This window comes from Micromonospora sp. NPDC049051 (assembly GCF_043197575.1).
Classification (GTDB): domain Bacteria; phylum Actinomycetota; class Actinomycetes; order Mycobacteriales; family Micromonosporaceae; genus Micromonospora.
The window spans coordinates 131111-148785 of the sequence record NZ_JBICTL010000010.1 but is presented as its reverse complement, the minus strand read 5'-3'; the positions used below and the strand labels follow the sequence as shown (position 1 = coordinate 148785).

The following is a 17675-nucleotide window of genomic DNA, read 5'->3' as shown; positions in this document are numbered from 1 at the left end:
GTTAGCCGGCGATATGGCCGAAATATAGCGGCGCTGCGGAGCCTGGAGCGGATCGCAGAGCCTCAGACGGTGAGGAGTCCCTGGAATGACCGAGCACGCGAGCTGGAAGCCGTTGGAGATCACCCCGGAGAGCGCCGGCTGCGCGCCGACCGCCGAGGGCCTGGTCGGCCACCTGCGCGAGCTGGACCTGGCGCAGGTGCTCACGGCCGAGAAGGCGCTCGTCTTCCGTGGCTTCGGGGTGCGGCCGGAGACCCTGGACCCGGTGATGGACCTGCTGCTGCCGAGGCGACTGGCGTACGTGCACGGCAACTCGCCGCGCACCAAGGTGGGTCGCAACGTCTACACGTCCACCGAGTACCCGGCCCGGTACACCATCTCGATGCACAACGAGCTGTCGTACGCGGCCCAGTGGCCGGCCCGGCTGCTCTTCTTCTGCCAGATCGCCGCCGAGACCGGCGGCGCCACCCCGGTCGTCGACGCCGAGCTGTGGCTCGACTCGCTGGACCCGCAGCTGCGCGCCGACTTCGCCGGCGGGCTGCGCTACCAGCAGAACCTGCACGACGGGATGGGGCTGGGCAAGAGCTGGCGGGAGACGTTCGAGACCGACAGCCGCGACGAGGTCGAGGAGTTCCTCGCCGGCGCCGGCGCGACATGGGAGTGGACCGCCGACGGGCTGCGGGTGATCCAGCTCCGGCCGGCCACGCTACGGCACCCGGTCACCGGGGCCGAGGTGTGGTTCAACCAGGCGGACCAGTGGCACCCGGCCGGCCTCGACGACGACATCGCCAAGGTGATGACCCAGGTGATGGGGCCGGACGAACTGCCCCAGTCGGTGACCTTCGCCGACGGCTCGCCGATCCCCGACGAGTACATCACCCAGATCCGCGACCGGGGCCTGGCGGCCGCGATCGACGTCGACTGGCGGGTCGGCGACCTGCTGCTGATCGACAACGTGCTCACCGCGCACGGCCGGCGCCCGTACACGGGTGACCGCCGGGTCCTGGTGGCGATGTCGGACTGACCGCCGCGACCGAGGAAGATCCCCAGATGTCCCTGCGCCACCCCTCCGGCGGCGATCCGTGGCTGCGGGTGTTCCGGGGCGGCGCGCACGCGGGGCTGCGGCTGGTGTGCCTGCCGCACGCCGGCGGTTCGGCCGGCTTCTTCCAGCCCTGGGCGGCCGGGCTGCCGGACTCCGTCGACCTGCTCGCCGTCCGCTACCCGGGCCGGCAGGACCGGCTCGGTGAGCCGTGCGTCGACCGGATGGACGTGCTCGCCGACCGGGTCACCGAATCACTCACTCCGTACCTGGACCGCCCCCTGGCCCTGTTCGGCCACAGCATGGGCGCGTCGGTCGCCTACGAGGTGGCCGCCCGGCTGGAGGACCGGCTCGGCGTCGTGCCGAGGATCCTGTTCGTCTCCGGGCACGGCGCCCCGCACGTCACCCGCCTCGACCAGCACCCCGACGACTTCGACGACGAGGAGTTCCTCGCCCGTATCGCCGCGCTGGGCGAGGTGGATGCGCTGGTCTTCCGCTCGCCGAAGCTGCGGGGGCTGGTCGTGCCGGCGCTCCGGGCGGACCTGCGGCTGATCCACGACCACCTGCCGCGCGCCGCGCGGACGGTGTCCGCACCGATCACCGCGTACCTCGGCACCGGGGACCCGGCCTGCGACCGGGAGTCGGTCTCCGCCTGGGCGGAGCTGACCACCGGCGGCTTCCGGCTGCGGGCGTTCCCCGGCGACCACTTCTATCTCGTGCCGGGGCGGGCGGAGCTGCTCGCGGACCTCGCCGCGCAGCTCGTCGACCGGCCGACCACAACCCGTGCCGTGGCGTCCCTGGCCGCGCACCCGACCTGACCGGCACCGCCGGACCAGCACCATGGAGGGCACATCGTGACCGCACCGGACGTCGAGGCGGCGCCGCAGCCGCTCGTGGACGTGGACGTGGACCAGGAACGCTACGCGCGGTTCCGCATCTCCTTCGAGGCGGTGACGGACTTCGGGCGGCGGTTGCTGGCGGCCCGGCTGGCCGCCGCGGGCGTGCTCCCCGCCCCCGGCGCCGCCGCCGGTCGGGACGAGATCCTGGCCCGGTTGGCGGTGGCCGCCGGCTACGAGCCGCTCGGTGACGCCCTGCTGGACCTGCTGGAACGCGCCGACCTGCTGCGCCGGCAGGGCGACCGGCTCGCCGTGACGCACCGTGTCGTCGAGGCGGCCGGGCTCGCCGAGGACGACGTGACCGACGCGGCGGCGACGGCGTTGAGCCGGGAGCACCCGGACATCGCCGGGTACGTGCCCCTGCTGGTCGCCTGCCAGACGGGGCTGGTAGGGGTGGTGCGGGGCGACCGGCCGGCGAACGAGGTGCTCTTCCCGGGCGGCTCGGACGAGCTGGTCTCCGGGATCTACCGGGACAACGTCCAGCTCGACTTCTACAACCGGCTCTGCGCCGCGCTCGTGCAGCAGCAGGTCCGGCAGTTCCTCCGGCGCTATCCCCGCTCCTTCGCGCAGGTCCTGGAGGTGGGCGCGGGGACCGGCGGCACCACCGGGCCGGTGCTGGACGCCCTCGCGGAACGGGCGGAGCGGCTGCGGTACTTCTACACCGACGTGGGGCCCGCGTTCCTGCGGCTGGGGCGGCGGCGCTTCGGCGCCGACCGACCGTACGTGGACTTCGCCCGGTACAACGTGGAGGGTGCGCCCGAGGACCAGGGCTTCGAACCCGGCTCCATGCAGGTGGTCCTGGCCAGCAACGTCCTGCACGCCACGCTGCGGATCTCCGCCGCGCTGCGGCACTGCCACGCGTTGCTCAAGCCGGGCGGCGTCCTGGTGGTCAACGAGATGACCAGCCGCCTCGACTACAACACGCTGACCTTCGGCCTGGCCGAGGGGTGGTGGCGGCACGAGGACGACGAGCCGCGGGTGCCGGCGTCCCCGTTGCTCGACGTGGCCGGGTGGCGGGCCGCGTTTGGCCGGGCGGGCTTCGTCGACGTACGGGCGCACGCGGTGCCCGGCCTCGCCGCCGACGAGCAGGTGCAGACGGTGTTCGTGGCGACGGCCACGGGGGCCTGCGGGGCGTCGCGCTGACGTCGCGCCCCGTCCGCGTACGCCCCGACCGGGGTCGCGTCCGGCGGACCGCGCGCCGCGCGGCATCCGTGCGGCCGGGACCCCGGTAGGGTGCTGCGCGACCCCTGCCGGCCGTAGGTCCCGGCACGCGGAACCGGTAGGTCTTTACCGGCACCCCTAAATTTCCCGGCGAGATCTTTCATTCCTAAATATTCGGTGATATCAATCTCGCACTCGTTCCCTCAACCCCCGGAGTGCGACGTGCGGAGAACCCGTCTCGTTTCCCTCGCCCTGAGCCTGGCCACGGCTCTCGGCGTCAGCCTCACCATGGCAGCCCCCGCCCAGGCCGCCGCCGCCGACCGCTACGTGGCTCTCGGCGACTCGTACGCCTCCGGTGTGGGCGCCGGCAGCTACACCAGCGAGAGCGGCTCCTGCCAGCGCAGCACCAACGCCTACCCGGCCCTCTACGCCGCCAACATCAAGCCGGCGTCGTACGTGTCGGTCGCCTGCTCCGGCGCCACCACCACCAGCGTGATCAACACGCAGCTGTCGGCGCTCAGCTCGACCACCACCCTGGTCAGCGTCACCGTCGGCGGCAACGACGTCGGGTTCGCCAGCATCATGTCCACCTGCGTGCTCCAGGGCACGACCCAGTGCGTCGCGGCCGTCCAGGCCGCCGAGGACAAGGCCCGCGCGCAGCTGCCCGGCCTGCTGCGCAACGTCTACAACGGAATCAAGACCCGGGCCCCGAACGCCCGCGTGGTCGTCGTCGGGTACCCGGTCTTCTACCAGCTCGGCACCACCTGCATCGGGCTGAGCGCCACCTCCCGGGCGAAGATCAACGAGGGCATCAACCTGGTCGACGACCTCACCCGCACCGCCGCCGTGGCCGCCGGCTTCAAGTTCGCCGACGTGCGCTCGCAGTTCGTCGGGCACCAGCTGTGCAGCTCCGGCACGAAGTGGCTGCACGCCCTCAACTTCGCCAGCCTCGGCATCTCGTACCACCCGACCGCGGCCGGCCAGTCCGGCGGCTACTACCCGGTCTTCCGCTCCGTCGCGGGCTGACCGAACCTGATCTCCGTCCGGGCGGAGGCGGCCCCGCCCCCCTCGGGGTCGGACCCGTCCGGACGGTAGAACGGGGCGCGCCCGCCCTCGCGGCGGCCGCGCCCCGTTCGACCATCCGGCGCCGGGTTCCAGCGCGCCGGGGTGACACCGTACGGACTGCCGGGCCCCTGCGGGGCCGTGCCGGGGCCGGCCGGTCAGCAGCGGGTGATCGTCGAGTTGCTCAGGCGCACGTTGCTGATGGTCAGGTTGTCCGCGCAGGGGTTCTCCACGATCCGGCTGTCCACCAGCGTGAAGTTGCGCAGGGAGATGTCCCGGTTGCCGGGGAACTCGCTGCGCTCGGCCAGTCGCACCTCACCGCCGCCGCTGACCGTGCCCCCGCCGGCCGCGATGTCCACGTTCTGGCAGTTCTCGATCAGGATCGCGTTGTTGCCGGTGTCGGCGATGTCCACCCGGTCGATGGCGGCGCCGCCGGACTCGGAGACGCAGAAGATCCCCCGGCCGCCGCCGCGCGCCCGGACGGTGCCCACCCGGACGTTGGTCGGGTAGCCGGAGCCGATGCGCCCGTTGCGGTTGGCCATCCGGAAGGCCGCGTACCCGGTGCCGGCGCCGGCGTTCTCGGCGTCGACGGTGGTGACCGTGGCGTTGACGGTCTGGTTGAGCAGCAGGCCCGACTCGCCCACGTTGCGCGCCGTCACGGTGCCGATGGTCAGCCCGTCCACGCCGTACGTCTCGACCGCGTGGGAGCTGGCGCCGGAGACGTACGCGGTGTCGATCCGGACGTTGCGGGTCCACTGGCTGGTGTCCCCGCGGTTGTCGATCCGGATCCCGAGCCCGCCGCCGAGCCGCATGTCGATCCGGCCGAGGACGACGTCCGTGACGTTGCGCAGGAAGATCCCGTAGAGCGGCGTCCCGGTGACGGTGAGGTGCCCGACCTCGACGTGGCTGGTGCCGCGGGAGTAGATCGGCGCCTGGTCGCCGCTGCCCGAGCCGGTGACGTTGATGGTGCCGCACACGTCGATCGCGGTGTAGCTCGGCAGGCTGATCCGCGACCCGGCGCTCATCGAGCCGGAGCCCCGTACGACGACCCGTTGCTTGCTGGTGCGCCCGGCGCTGAGGCTGTTTACGGCGGCCTGGACGGCGGCGCGCATGTCGCTGCCGGTGTACACCGTGGTGCCGCCGTTGCGGGCGGTCCACGTGCCGCCGCTGAGCACCGCCTCGGCCTGGAACGCGCCGCTGCCGCAGCCGGTGCCCCCGGAGCCGACGGTGATCAGCTGCCACTGCTGGTTGGCGCCGTCGAGATCCTGATACTGCGAGATCATCGCGCCGTCCGCGGTGGACCACTGCCACACGTCGAGGGCCTTGTTCGAGTGCCGGTTCACGAGGCGGACGTACCCGCCGGCGGAGTCGGCGAGCCGGAAGTGCTGACGGGTGTTGCCGCTGGCGGCGGTGTTCTGGACGAGTTGGACCCCGTCCTCGGCGTTGGGTAGCTCCAGGACCTTGCCGCTGTGCATCGAGCGGATCTGGTGGTAGCCGCCGCCCACGTCGACGAAGCGCCACTGCTGCACGGCCAGGTCGTTGCGGGCGTACTGGTTGACGGGCGCGCCGTCGGCGGTGGACCAGCCCCACAGGTCCATGGCCTTGCCGCTGTGCCGGTTGACGAGGACGTAGCTGGCGCCGGGGTCGACCGTGGCCGCCGCGGCGGGCCGGGGGGCGACGGCCACGGCGGCGCCGACGAGCGCCAGGACGGCCGTGGCCACCAGCGGGAGCCGCCGGCGGTGGAGGGGTCTGGTGGTGGTGGGTGTCATCGGGCTCCTTCGGAGAGCTGTCCGGTGGGCGGATGGCGTGGTCGGGCTGTCTCGGCGTGCCCTGCTGATCCATCCGCATCTATTCCATAGGTCATGGTAAGCGCTTTCCTTCAGGACTGAGGAAGATCTTGACTCGCGTCCTGATCGCCGGTGGCTGGCCTGCGCGTGCGGAGTGCGTGTGGCGTGTCCTGGCTGGTGAGTGCCGGTCTGGCCACCCGGCCGTCGCCTGTCGGCGTCGGCCGAACGGGGGAGTGCGGGTAACGGTCGGGTCACGGGGGATTCCCACGGAGGTTCACCTCGCCCTACTGTGCGAGGCAGGAGGTCAGACCTCCATCCTCATACCTCTGAGCTGCGAGGTGAGCTGGCACGTGCAGGAACTTTCTCCCCGCTACGACGGATACCGCTCGTTCGACTACCTGGAGCCCCGGGTCGACTACAAGGTCTTCGAGCTGGCACCGCAGCTCGGCCGGGTACCCGAGCACGACCTCGGCCTGACCGACGAGCAGCGCGGCCGGGTCTCCCGGCTGCTGCGCGAACACGTGGCCATCTCGCTGCACGAACACCCGAAGATCCTCCCGGCGGACGTCTCGCAGCTGCGCGACTACAACCGGACCGGCCGCAACTCCTTCGGCTTCGAAGGGCTCGCCCGCTCCGGGATGACCGCCGTGTTCGACAACTTCATGAACGGCACGGGCTGCGTCACGAGCGAGCACGCCTGGAAGTGGGACGACGTCATCTACGACATCGGCCTGCGCTTCGCCGACGTCGCGAAGCAGGACTACGTGGTGGTGGCGACCACCCTGGAGCAGATCTTCGCGGCCAAGCGGGAGGGGCGGCTCGCGCTGGTCGCCGGCCTGGAAGCCGCCACGATGATCGAGAACGAGCTGGACCGGATCGACATCCTGTACGGCTTCGGCGTCCGGCAGATGGGCATCGCCTACAGCCAGGCGAACATGCTCGGCAGCGGCCTGTCCGAGCGGGCCGACGGTGGGCTGACCCACTTCGGCCGGCGGGCGGTGGACCGGATGAACAAGCTGGGCATCGCCATCGACGTGTCGCACTCCGGTGACCGGACGTCGCTGGAGGTCGTCGAGGCGAGCCGGGTGCCGGTCTTCATCACCCACGCGGGGGCGCGGGCGGTGTGGAACACGCCGCGGATGAAGTCGGACGAGGTGATCCGCGCCTGCGCCGAGCGCGGCGGCGTGATCGGCATCGAGGCCGCCCCGCACACCACCCTGTCGGCCGACCATCCGCACCACTCGATCGAGTCGGTGATGGACCACTTCACCTACTGCGTCGACCTGGTCGGCATCGACCACGTCGCTTTCGGTCCCGACACCAACTTCGGTGACCACGTCGGGCTGCACGACAGTTTCACCCAGCACCTGGCGATCGGACAGGCGCACGGCGTGGTGGACCACCCCCGCGTGCCTTACGTCTCCGGCATGGAGAACCCAGCGGAGTGCTTCAGCAACATCGTCGGCTGGCTGGTCAAGCACGACTACTCCGACGACGAGATCGCCAAGGTCATCGGCGGCAACATCATTCGGGTTCTTCAGGAGGTTTGGTGAGCACGTACAACACCCGCCGCCCCGGCCGCTGGCGGATCGCCGCCGCGATCGGCGCGGTGGCTGCGATCAGCCTGGCCGGCTGCGGCCTCAACGAGGGCAACTCGTCCTCCGGCAACACGTCCGGTGACACCTCGGTGCTGCGCATCGGCACCACCACCGACGTCTCCAACTTCAACCCGCTCCAGTCGCTCAGCAAGACCGACTCCTGGATCCTCAACGCGATGTACCCGCACCTGCTGCGGATCGACGAGAACGCCAAGAAGGCGCCGGAGCTGGCCGAGAAGTACGAGTACGAGGACGGCGGAAAGACCGCCGTGTTCACGCTGCGGGACGACTTCAAGTGGACCGACGGCAAGCCGGTGGTCGCCGAGGACGTCAAGTTCAGCGCCGAAATGATCATGAAGTACAAGCTGGGCAACGTCGCGGCCAAGCTGACCTGGGTCGAGTCGATCGAGGCGCCGGACGCGACCACGGTGAAGTTCAAGCTGTCCCAGCCGTACGCGCCGTTCGCCGAGGGCGTCGGCTTCTGGATGTCGATCGTGCCCAAGCACATCTTCGAGCCGGCCGGCGACCTGTCGAAGTTCGCCAACGACTCGAACTGGGTCGGGGCCGGCCCGTTCGTGCTCGAGAGCATCACCAAGGGCCAGCGCTACGTCATGAAGCGCAACGAGAACTACCCGCTCGCGCCCGGGGGCAAGGCGGCGGTCAGCCAGGTCGAGTACCGCGTCTACCCGGACGTGAACACCATGATGCTGGCGCTGCGCAACGGCGACATCGACATGATGGGCACCCCGGTGCCGGTCTCGGCGGCGAAGACCTTCGAGAACGACGAGAAGATCAAGCTGGAGAAGGTCGGCGCGCTGGGCTTCGCGCACCTGACCTACAACATGAAGAACAAGGACCTGGCCAAGCAGGAGGTCCGGCAGGCGCTGTCGATGTCGATCGACACCAAGTCGATCATCTCGGCCGTGCTCCAGGGTGACGGCCAGCAGATGGCCGGTCCGATCTCGCCGATCTTCTCCGAGTACGACAACACCGAGATCCAGCCGTACCCGTTCGACCCGGCGGGCGCGAAGGCCAAGCTGAGCGCGGCCGGCTACAAGGACGCCAACAACGACGGCTTCTTCGACAACCTGAACCTCGGCGTGGCGTGCGACCAGTCCAACGCGAACATCACCCGCGTGGTGCAGCTCTTCCGCGAGAGCGCGGCCCAGGCCGGCATCAAGCTGGAGAACGAGTGCGTGGAGCGGAACACCTTCCTCACCCGCACCAAGAACGGCGAGTACGACATCGACGCCTCGCAGTGGGGTGTCTTCGACAACCCGATGGACCAGCTGCGCAGCACCTACCTGTCCAGCAACCCGGGTGGCATCAACTACAACCTGCTCGAGTCGGACGAGATCGACGCGCTGATCAACGACGCGGCCGGCACCACCGACCCGGAGGCGTTCAAGACCAAGATCAAGAACCTTGACAAGGTCGTGCACGAGCAGGCGTACCTGACCCCGCTGTACGTGGAGAACTTCCAGTTCGCCTACAACGCCAGCAAGTTCACCGGCTTCGTTCCGTCGCCGTCGGACCTGCTCGGCATGGTCACCGCGTACTCGCTGGCCCAGGTCACTCCGGTCAAGTAACCCGAACCTGAGGGAAAGGAGGGGTCCCCCGTGTTGCGTTTCATGCTCAGCCGAGCACTGAAGGCCGTCCTGACCGTGTGGATCGCGATCACTTCGACCTTCTTCCTGCTCCGGCTTCTGCCGGGGGACCCCACGACCCTCATGGTCGAAGGGGACATGACGCCGGAGATGCAGGCGGCACTGCTCAAGACGTACGGCCTGGACCGGCCGTTGTGGGAGCAGTACGTGTCGTACCTGCGGGAGTTGCTCCAGGGCAACCTGGGCATCTCCTTCCGGCAGATCCAGCCGGTAACCGACATCATCGTCGACCGGCTGCCCTGGACGCTGCTGCTCGCCGGCGCGGCGTTCGTGCTGACCATCGCCGTCGGTATCCCGGTCGGTGTGACCGCCGCGGTGCACCGCGGCAAGCTGATGGACCGCATGCTCCAGGGTTTCGGCATCAGCGCGAATGCGCTCTTCGTGCCGAGTGTCGCCATCCTGCTGCTGGTCTTCTTCGGGGCCAACCTCGGCTGGTTCCCGATCGGTGGGGCGATCGACCCGGACACCCAGGGCGCGGCGGCCTACCTGAGCCTGGCCCACCACCTGGTGCTGCCGGTGCTGTCACTGGTTCTGGTGCAGCTCGGCCCGTACGCGTTGACCCTGCGGACCAACATGATCGAGGTCCTCGGTGAGGACTACATCCGGGCCGCCCAGGCCCGTGGCCTGTCGGCGCGGCGCCGGGTCTGGAAGCACGGTCTGCGTAACGCGATCCTGCCCGCGCTGACCCTGATGGGTCTGCAGTTGGGCACCCTGGTCGGCGGCGCGGTGCTCACCGAGACCGTCTTCGCCTACCCCGGCGTCGGGCGACTGATCTACGAGGCGGTCGGCCAGCAGGACTACCCGGTGATCCAGGGCGCGTTCATCATGCTCGCCGTCACCGTGGTCTTCGCCAACGCGCTGACCGACATGCTCTACGCGGTCCTCAACCCCCGGATCCGGCTGTGACGCCCGTGAGCGCGAGGAGCGCAGCGGAGCGGAGCCCCGCAGTCGCGAACACAGACATCACCGTGAGCGCGAGGAGCGCGGCGGAGCGGAGCCCCGCAGTCGCGAACACGGCAGACACCGCGAGCGCCCCGGCCGGGGCGCGCCGCCCGGACCCGTTCACCGCCACCACTGAAGGGAGGGTGCCGTGAGCGCCCCCGTGCTGACCGAGCAGGCGATTCCGCCGGTCGCCCCGGCCGCGACCACGCGGTCCTCCTGGTACGCCTACCTGCGGCAGCCCACCGCGGCGCTGTCGGTGCTGGTGCTGGTCGTGATGGTGTTGATGGCGCTGTTCGCGCCGCTGATCGCCGACGAGCCCAGCGGCGCCGGCCCGGACGTGTTGCAGTCCCCGTCCGGCGCGCACTGGTTCGGCACCGACGACCTCGGGCAGGACATCTTCGCCCAGGTGGTCTGGGGCACCCGGACCAGTTTGGTGATCGGCCTGGCGGCGTCGTTGATCGCGATTGTGCTGGGTACCGCGATCGGCCTGGCCGCGGCCTACTTCCGGCCGATCGACGCGGTCGCCACGGTGATCACCGACGTGATGCTGGCGCTGCCCACCCTGCCGCTGATGATCATGTTGGCCGCGGTGGTCAACCCCAGCGTCGGGACCCTGACGCTGATCATCGGCTTCTTCGCCTGGCCCGAGGTGGCCCGGTTGATCCGGTCCCAGGGCCTGGTGATCAGCGCGATGCCCTACATCGACGGGGCCCGGGTGCTCGGTGCCACCGGCTGGCGGATCGTCACCCGGGAGATCCTGCCCGCGGTCGTCTCGCTGATGATCGTCAGCGTGCTGCTCACCGCCTCCCGCGCGGTGATCTCCGAAGCCGGCCTCAGCTTCCTCGGCCTCGGCGACCCGGACGCCTGGTCCTGGGGCCGCATCCTGCTCAACGCCCAGCGCAGCGGCACGATCGCGATCGCCTGGTGGCAGACCCTCTTCCCGTCGCTGGCGATCCTGCTGCTGGTGCTCGCGGCGACCCTCGCCGGAACGCGGTTCAACGACACCCGTGACCCCCGCCGCAACGGAGGCTGACCATGCGACTGCCCGAAAGCTTCTACACCAGCGTCCGGAGCCGGCTCAACGAGACGCTCGACGAGCGTGGCCTGGACGGCTTCCTGGCCACGTCCCCGGCGGACGTCGCCTTCCTGAGCGGCTTCTTCTACATCGCCACCGAGCGTCCGGTGTACCTCTGGATGCCGCGCAAGGGAGAACCGCTGCTGGTCATCCCGCGTCTCGACGAGGAGTACGCCGCCCAGCAGGGCGTGACCATCCCGCTTGTCAGCTACTTCGAGTTCCCGGGCGTGGTCACCGCCGAGCAGACGCTCGCCTCGGCACTGTCCCGCCCCGGCGGCGCGGTCCGCCGGATCGGGGTGGGCGCCGGGGTGTCGGTCGGCGCGTTCCGGGCGCTGTCCCGGGCCATCGCCGGGGCGACCCTGGAGACCACCGACGCGGTGGCGAAGCTGCGGCTGCGCAAGTTCCCCGAGGAGATTCCGTTCCACGAGGCCGCCGCGCGGATCTGCGACGAGATGCTCGGCGCCGGCCGGGCGCTGATCGAGGAGGCGCTGGTCAGCGGGGGACCGCTGCCGCGCGAGGACGAGATCGCCCGGCACGTGATCGGGTACGGCACCGACCGGATGTACGCCGAGTACGACCTGGTCGTCTACACCACGAAGCTGGCCGGCGGCTTGGTCTACGCCGGCCCGAACTCGGCCCTGCCGCACGGCCTGCCGACCCGCCGGCGGATCCAGCCGGGCGACACGCTGATCCTCTCCCTCGGCGCGGCGGTGGCCAGCCGGTTCGTGGAGAGCGAACGCACCTTCATCATCGGTGAGCCCACCGCCGAGCAGGTGCGCTACTACGAGGCCGACCGGGAGGCGCAGGAGGTGGGCACCCAGGCGATGGTCGCCGGGCGGACCTGCGCCGAGGTCAACAAGATCTGCCTGGACGTGCTGCGTGAGCACGGGCTGGGCGACCACATCCGGCACCGGCAGGGGCACGGCATCGGCTTGCAGAACCACGAGGCGCCCTGGGTCGAGGACGGCGACGACACCGTGCTCGCCCCCGGGATGCTGCTCTCCAGCGAGCCCGGCGTCTACGTGCCCGGCCACGCCGGCTACCGCATTTCCGACACGGTCCTGGTGCAGGAGGCCGGCCCGCGCCGGCTCACCAGCTACCCGCGCGACCTGGCATCCAACGTGATCGAGGGGGTCCGATGAGAATCAACGGAGCGGAACTGGTCGTCGAGGCGTTCGGCCCGACCGACGCGCCGGCGATGATCGTGCATCACGGCGCGCCCGGCCTGGGCTCGCGCAACGAGCCGAAGCGCTCGTTCGGTCCGTTCTCCGACCGGATGCGGGTCATCGTCTTCGACGCCCGGGGCTCCGGCGAGTCCAGCGACGACGAGCCGTTCACCCACGAGCAGTGGGTGGCCGACGTGGACGCGATCCGGGAGCACTTCGGCTACGAGAAGATCGTGATGGCCGGCGGCTCGTACGGCGGGTTCATCTCCCTGGAATACGCCGTCGCCCACCCGGACCGGGTCTCCGCGCTGGTGCTGCGGGACACCGCGGCGGACACCGCGTACGACTACCTGGCGGTCGAGCGGGCCCGCAACACCGACCGCTCGGTGATTCCGGAGTGGGTCATCGACCGGATCGGCACCGGCCGGTTCGAGAGCAACGAGCAGCTGCGCGAGTACTGGCGGGCGATCCTGCCGCTCTACGACCACCAGCACGACCCGGCCAAGGACGAGGCGAAGCTGGCCGCCACCCGGTTCCACTACCGGACCCACAACGCGGCCTTCGGGCAGAACATGCCCACGTACGACCTCAAGCCGAAGCTGCCCTCGATCACCTGTCCGACCCTGATCACCGTGGGCCGGCACGACTGGCGTACCCCGGTGCAGGCGTCGCAGGTCATCGCGGACCTGATCCCGAACAGCGAGCTGGTCGTCTTCGAGGAGTCCGGCCACTCGCCGCAGTTGGAGGAGCCGGAGAAGTTCCAGCGGGTGGTCCGGGACTTCCTCGGCAGAGCCGGAGTGTTGCGATGACCCTGTTGGAGATCGCCGACCTGCGGGTCGCGTTCCCCGGCCCGAGCGGGCCGGTCAACGCGGTCAACGGGGTGTCGCTCCAGGTCGACTCCGGACAGACGCTGGCCATCCTCGGCGAGTCCGGCTCCGGCAAGAGCGTCACCGCGCAGGCGGTGATGGGCATCCTCGAGACGCCGCCAGCCAAGATCACTGGCTCGGTCCAGCTGCGCGGCCGGGAGCTGCTCACCCTGCCCCGCAGGCAGCGTGAACGGATCAGCGGCGAAGAGATCGGCATGGTCTTCCAGGACGCGATGGCGGCGCTCAACCCGGTCTTCACCGTCGGACACCAGATCGAGGAGGTGCTCCGGGTCCGCCGGGGCATGTCCAGGGCCGACGCCCGTCGCCGGGCCATCGAACTGGTCGACCGGGTCCGCATCCCGGCCGCCAAGGACCGGATCCGCGACTACCCGCACCAGTTCTCCGGCGGTATGCGCCAGCGCATCATGATCGCGTTGGCCATCTCGCTGGAACCGGACCTGCTGATCGCCGACGAGCCCACCACCGCCCTGGACGTGACCGTCCAGGCACAGGTCATGGAGCTGATCGCGGAGATCCAGCGGGACAGCGGGATGGGCCTGCTGCTGATCACCCACGACCTGGGTGTGGTGGCCGAGGTGGCCGACGACGTGGCCGTGATGTACGCGGGGCGGATCGTCGAGCGGGGCACCGTCGAGCAGATCTTCGACGGCCCGGCCCACCCGTACACCGAGGGCCTGCTCGCCTCGATGCCCCGGGTGGACCGCCGCGACGAGCAGCTCTACGCCATCCCGGGCGCCCCGCCCAACCCCGCCCGGCTGCCCGCCGGCTGCCCCTTCCACCTGCGCTGCCACCGGGTCACCGACGAGTGCCGGACGGCGCGGCCCGCGCTGGAACCGCTGTCCGCCGGCCGCGCCAGCGCCTGCCACCACCACGCGGAGGTGCTGCATGCCACCCAGCGATGACGTCGTGCTCCGGGTCGACAACCTGGTCAAGCACTTCCCGGTCAAGGGCCGGGTGCCGCTGCGCAGCGGCGGCGTGGTCAAGGCCGTCGACGGGGTCTCCTTCGACCTGCGCCGGGGGGAGACCCTCGGTGTGGTCGGCGAGTCCGGCTGCGGCAAGAGCACGCTGGCCCGGATGCTGGTCGGGCTGGAGCGGCCCACCGCCGGCGAGGTGCGCTTCGGCGACGCGGTGGTGCACCAGGCCCGGGGCCGGGAGCTGCGCGCGCTGCGCCGCCGGATCCAGATCGTGCTCCAGGACCCGTACACGTCGCTCAACCCGCGCCGCACCGTCCGGGAGATCCTGCTCCAGCCGTACGAGATCCACCCCGACGTGCTGCCCAAGGCCCGCCGGTTGGACCGGATCCGGGAGCTGCTCGACCTGGTCGGCCTGGACGCCAGCCTGCACCTGGACCGCTACCCGCACCAGTTCTCCGGCGGTCAGCGCCAGCGGATCGGCATCGCCCGGGCGCTCGCCCTGCAACCCGACGTGATCGTCTGCGACGAACCGGTCTCCGCGCTCGACGTCTCCGTCCAGGCCCAGGTGGTCAACCTGCTGGAGCGGCTCCAGGAGGAGTTGGGCGTGGCGTACGTCTTCATCGCCCACGACCTGTCGGTGGTGCGGCACATCTCCGACCGGGTCGCGGTCATGTACCTCGGCAAGCTGGTCGAGACCGGCCCCGGCGCGCCGCTGTACGACCAGCCCCGCCACCCGTACACGAAGGCGCTGCTGTCGGCGGTCCCGGTGCCGGAGCCGGCCCGGCGGGTCGAGCGGAAGCGGATCCTGCTCGCCGGCGACCCGCCGAGCCCGGTCGACCCGCCGTCCGGCTGCCGGTTCCGCACCCGCTGCTGGCAGGCCACGGACGCCTGCGCCACCACCGAACCACCGCTGGCGGGCGCGGAACACCCGGTCGCCTGTCACTACCCGTTGGCCGCGTGACGCGCCCGACGCCGTTCCACTGAGGAGTGAGTGAGCCTTGCTGCAGAACCCCGCACCGCGGTACCAGGGACACCGGTCGTACTCGTACCTGGAGCCGCACTCGGACTACCGGGTGTTCGCCCTGGCCGAGGAGATCGGCCGGGTGCCGGAGCACGACCTCGGCCTGACCGACGCGCAGCGGCAGCGGGTCACCCGGCTGCTGACCGAGCAGATCGCCGTCTCGCTGCACGAGCACCCGGTCGTCCTTCCCGAGGACGTCCGTGAGCTGCGCGCCTACAACCGCACCGCCCGCCAGCGTACGGGTTACGAAGGGCTGGCCCGGTCCGGGCTGACCGCCGTGTTCGACAACTTCATGGCCGGGGCGTCCTGCGTCACCAGCGAGAACGGCTGGAAGTGGAACGACCTGGTCTACGCCCTCGGCATGCGGCTGAGTGACCTCTACAAGCAGGACCACGTGTTCCTGGCGACCTCGCTGGCCGACATCCACGCGGCCAAGCGGGACGGCCGACTGGCCCTGGTCGCCGGGCTGGAGTGCAGCAGCCCGATCGAGAACGAGCTGGACCGGATCGACATCCTGTACGGCTTCGGCGTCCGGCAGCTCGGCATCGCGTACAGCCAGGCGAACATGCTCGGCGGCGGCCTCTCCGAGAGGCACGACGGCGGGCTGACCCACTTCGGTCGGCGCGCGGTGGACCGGATGAACAAGCTCGGCATCGCCATCGACATCTCGCACTCCGGCGACCAGACCTGCCTCGACGTGATCGAGGCCAGCCGGGTGCCGGTCCTCATCACCCACGCCGGTGCCCGCGCGGTCTGGGACACCTCCCGGATGAAGCCGGACGAGGTGATCCGGGCCTGCGCCGAGCGGGGCGGGGTGATCGGCATCGAGGCCGCGCCGCACACCACCCTCTCCGAGGCGCACAAGCACCACTCGATCGAGTCGGTCATGGACCACTTCCGGTACTGCGTCGACCTGGTCGGGATCGACCACGTCACGTTCGGCCCGGACACCATGTTCGGCGACCACGTCGGGGTGCACAACACGTACGCCGGCAACTACGCGCACGACGCCGGAAACCGGCCGGAGCACCCCCGGGTGGAGTACGTGGCGGGCGTGGAGAACCCGGGCGAGGCCTTCGGCAACATCGTCGGCTGGCTGGTCAAGCACGACTACTCCGACGACGAGATCGCCAAGGTCATCGGGGGCAACACCATCCGGGTGCTCGAACAGGTCTGGTGACCTGGGCGGGGCCGTGGCTCCCGGGCCGCCGGGCCGGCGGCGCGGAGGGGAGTGCACCGCCCCTCTCGCCCTGGCCCGCGCGACGACTACTACTACACTCCGTACCGCCGCAGCGGCGCGGCGCGGAGCGAAGAGGTGAAGGTGGATGGCTCGGCGTGAGACCGCGCTCCAGACCGCACAGAGTCGGCTGATGGAGCTGATCGGCAGCGAGTTCCGGCCCGGGGACAAGCTGCCCAACGAGCGTGAGCTGGCCGATCTGCTGGAGGTCAGCCGGGCCACCGTCCGCGAGGTCCTCGGCCAACTCGCCGCCGAGGGCGTGGTGAAGCGCACCTGGGGCATCGGCACGTTCGTGCACGAGTCGGCCGGCCGGGTGCCGGTGTCGCTCGGCGACGTCACCGCCCTGCGGGACCGGATCACCGCCTCCGGTCACCGTCCCGCCCTCACCGACGCCAAGGTCAGCCGGGCCACCTGCCCGGCCGACTGCGCCGAGGTGCTCGGCCTGGCCCCGGGCGATCCGGTGTGGAGGGTCGACCGGCTCTTCGCCGTCGACGAGGTCCCGGCGGTGTGGATCTGCGACCACCTGCCGCTGCACGTCGCCGGGCACGACCTGGACCCGTCCGGCCTGGTCAGTATCGACCTGGACATGTTCGAGTTCCTGGCCAGCGCGACCGGCATGCCGGTGCGCCGGGCCGAGATCGAGTTCGCCGCCGTGCTCGCCGACGAGGTGGCGACGGCCCGGCTCGGGGTGTCGGCCGGGCATCCGCTGATCAGCGCCACCCAGATCGGTTACAGCGCCCGGGACGTGGCGCTCTTCCACGGCCACATCACGGTACGTACGGACGTGTTGACCCTGCGGATCAGCCGGGGCGGCTGATCAACCCGGCCCGCTGGCGTGGCTGCCGGGCCCGGTCGCCGTGGCGCACCGGTTCCGGCGTCAGTGGGACGGCGGTCGGCGTGTGTGCCGGGAATGGACCGGCGCGCCGGCCGCCCGGAAATAAGGTAACGGCGGGCGTCAATGTACGACGGTTTCGGGGTGACGCGCCCCGCGACGCCGTCCCCGCCATTCCCCTCGCCGGTCAGGTCGGTGTCGCACGCGCCGCACCGCTGCTGGGCGGCGGTGCGCGGAATTCGTCGTTCCGTCGGCCGCACCGGTCGTGGCCGGTTCCGCCATGCCTGCCGGACCCTGTTCTGAGGGCGGCGACGAGTCGGGCCGTGCGTGCCTGGAATGCCGATCCCGGCGGCACCGGAACCGATTCACCGCTGGCGTAAAAATCGGACGGTGG

At 70.7% G+C, this 17675-nt stretch carries 15 protein-coding genes; 14 read left to right on the top strand and 1 reads right to left on the bottom strand.

Going from position 1 to position 17675, the window contains the following annotated elements; all coding sequences use genetic code 11:
• Positions 1-85 precede the first annotated feature (85 nt).
• From ACGFIR_RS29480 to ACGFIR_RS29465, 4 genes are all read left to right on the top strand, one after another.
• The gene (locus ACGFIR_RS29480; RefSeq protein ID WP_393007985.1) at positions 86-1021 is read left to right on the top strand and encodes a TauD/TfdA family dioxygenase; all 936 of its coding nucleotides are present in this window, start codon (positions 86-88) and stop codon (positions 1019-1021) included.
• Positions 1022-1047: 26 nt separating this feature from the next.
• The gene (locus ACGFIR_RS29475) at positions 1048-1854 is read left to right on the top strand and encodes a thioesterase II family protein (protein ID WP_393007987.1); all 807 of its coding nucleotides are present in this window, start codon (positions 1048-1050) and stop codon (positions 1852-1854) included.
• 36 nt (positions 1855-1890) lie between these two features.
• Positions 1891-3075 (top strand): class I SAM-dependent methyltransferase, encoded by a 1185-nt coding sequence (locus tag ACGFIR_RS29470; protein WP_393148489.1) that lies wholly within the window; start codon positions 1891-1893, stop codon positions 3073-3075.
• Between the two features lie 240 nt (positions 3076-3315).
• Positions 3316-4119 (top strand): SGNH/GDSL hydrolase family protein, encoded by an 804-nt coding sequence (locus ACGFIR_RS29465; protein WP_393007991.1) that lies wholly within the window; start codon positions 3316-3318, stop codon positions 4117-4119.
• Between the two features lie 194 nt (positions 4120-4313).
• On the opposite strand, the gene ACGFIR_RS29460 is transcribed toward ACGFIR_RS29465, so the two are convergent.
• The gene (locus ACGFIR_RS29460; RefSeq protein WP_393148487.1) at positions 4314-5924 is read right to left on the bottom strand and encodes an RICIN domain-containing protein; all 1611 of its coding nucleotides are present in this window, start codon (positions 5922-5924) and stop codon (positions 4314-4316) included.
• A 356-nt stretch (positions 5925-6280) separates the two neighbouring features.
• Here ACGFIR_RS29460 and ACGFIR_RS29455 point away from each other — a divergent pair, with 356 nt between their 5' ends.
• From ACGFIR_RS29455 to ACGFIR_RS29410, 10 genes are all read left to right on the top strand, one after another.
• Positions 6281-7495, top strand: coding sequence for a dipeptidase (locus ACGFIR_RS29455; protein WP_393007995.1), 1215 nt, complete (start codon positions 6281-6283; stop codon positions 7493-7495).
• The gene (locus ACGFIR_RS29450; RefSeq protein ID WP_393007997.1) at positions 7492-9129 is read left to right on the top strand and encodes an ABC transporter substrate-binding protein; all 1638 of its coding nucleotides are present in this window, start codon (positions 7492-7494) and stop codon (positions 9127-9129) included. The genes ACGFIR_RS29455 and ACGFIR_RS29450 overlap by 4 nt, the downstream gene beginning before the upstream one ends.
• Positions 9130-9159: 30 nt before the next feature.
• On the top strand, positions 9160-10113 hold the full coding sequence (locus ACGFIR_RS29445) for an ABC transporter permease (protein ID WP_393007999.1): 954 nt from the start codon (positions 9160-9162) through the stop codon (positions 10111-10113).
• A gap of 184 nt (positions 10114-10297) precedes the next feature.
• Positions 10298-11182 carry an ABC transporter permease gene (locus tag ACGFIR_RS29440; RefSeq protein WP_357565194.1) on the top strand — a complete coding sequence of 295 codons (885 nt, stop codon included), beginning with the start codon at positions 10298-10300 and terminating at the stop codon, positions 11180-11182.
• A 2-nt stretch (positions 11183-11184) separates the two neighbouring features.
• On the top strand, positions 11185-12366 hold the full coding sequence (locus tag ACGFIR_RS29435; RefSeq protein WP_393148484.1) for a M24 family metallopeptidase: 1182 nt from the start codon (positions 11185-11187) through the stop codon (positions 12364-12366).
• Complete coding sequence (locus tag ACGFIR_RS29430) at positions 12363-13199, top strand: alpha/beta fold hydrolase (protein ID WP_393008004.1); 837 nt, start codon at positions 12363-12365, stop codon at positions 13197-13199. Before ACGFIR_RS29435 ends, ACGFIR_RS29430 begins: the two co-directional genes overlap by 4 nt.
• A complete protein-coding gene (locus ACGFIR_RS29425; protein ID WP_393008006.1) occupies positions 13196-14179 on the top strand; it encodes an ABC transporter ATP-binding protein in 984 nt (327 codons plus the stop codon). Before ACGFIR_RS29430 ends, ACGFIR_RS29425 begins: the two co-directional genes overlap by 4 nt.
• Positions 14163-15152, top strand: coding sequence for an ABC transporter ATP-binding protein (locus tag ACGFIR_RS29420; protein WP_393008008.1), 990 nt, complete (start codon positions 14163-14165; stop codon positions 15150-15152). The genes ACGFIR_RS29425 and ACGFIR_RS29420 overlap by 17 nt, the downstream gene beginning before the upstream one ends.
• Positions 15153-15189: 37 nt before the next feature.
• The gene (locus ACGFIR_RS29415; RefSeq protein ID WP_393008010.1) at positions 15190-16392 is read left to right on the top strand and encodes a dipeptidase; all 1203 of its coding nucleotides are present in this window, start codon (positions 15190-15192) and stop codon (positions 16390-16392) included.
• Between the two features lie 145 nt (positions 16393-16537).
• Positions 16538-17266, top strand: a complete 729-nt coding sequence (locus ACGFIR_RS29410; protein WP_393148482.1) for a GntR family transcriptional regulator — start codon at positions 16538-16540, stop codon at positions 17264-17266.
• The last annotated feature ends 409 nt before the right edge of the window (positions 17267-17675 follow it).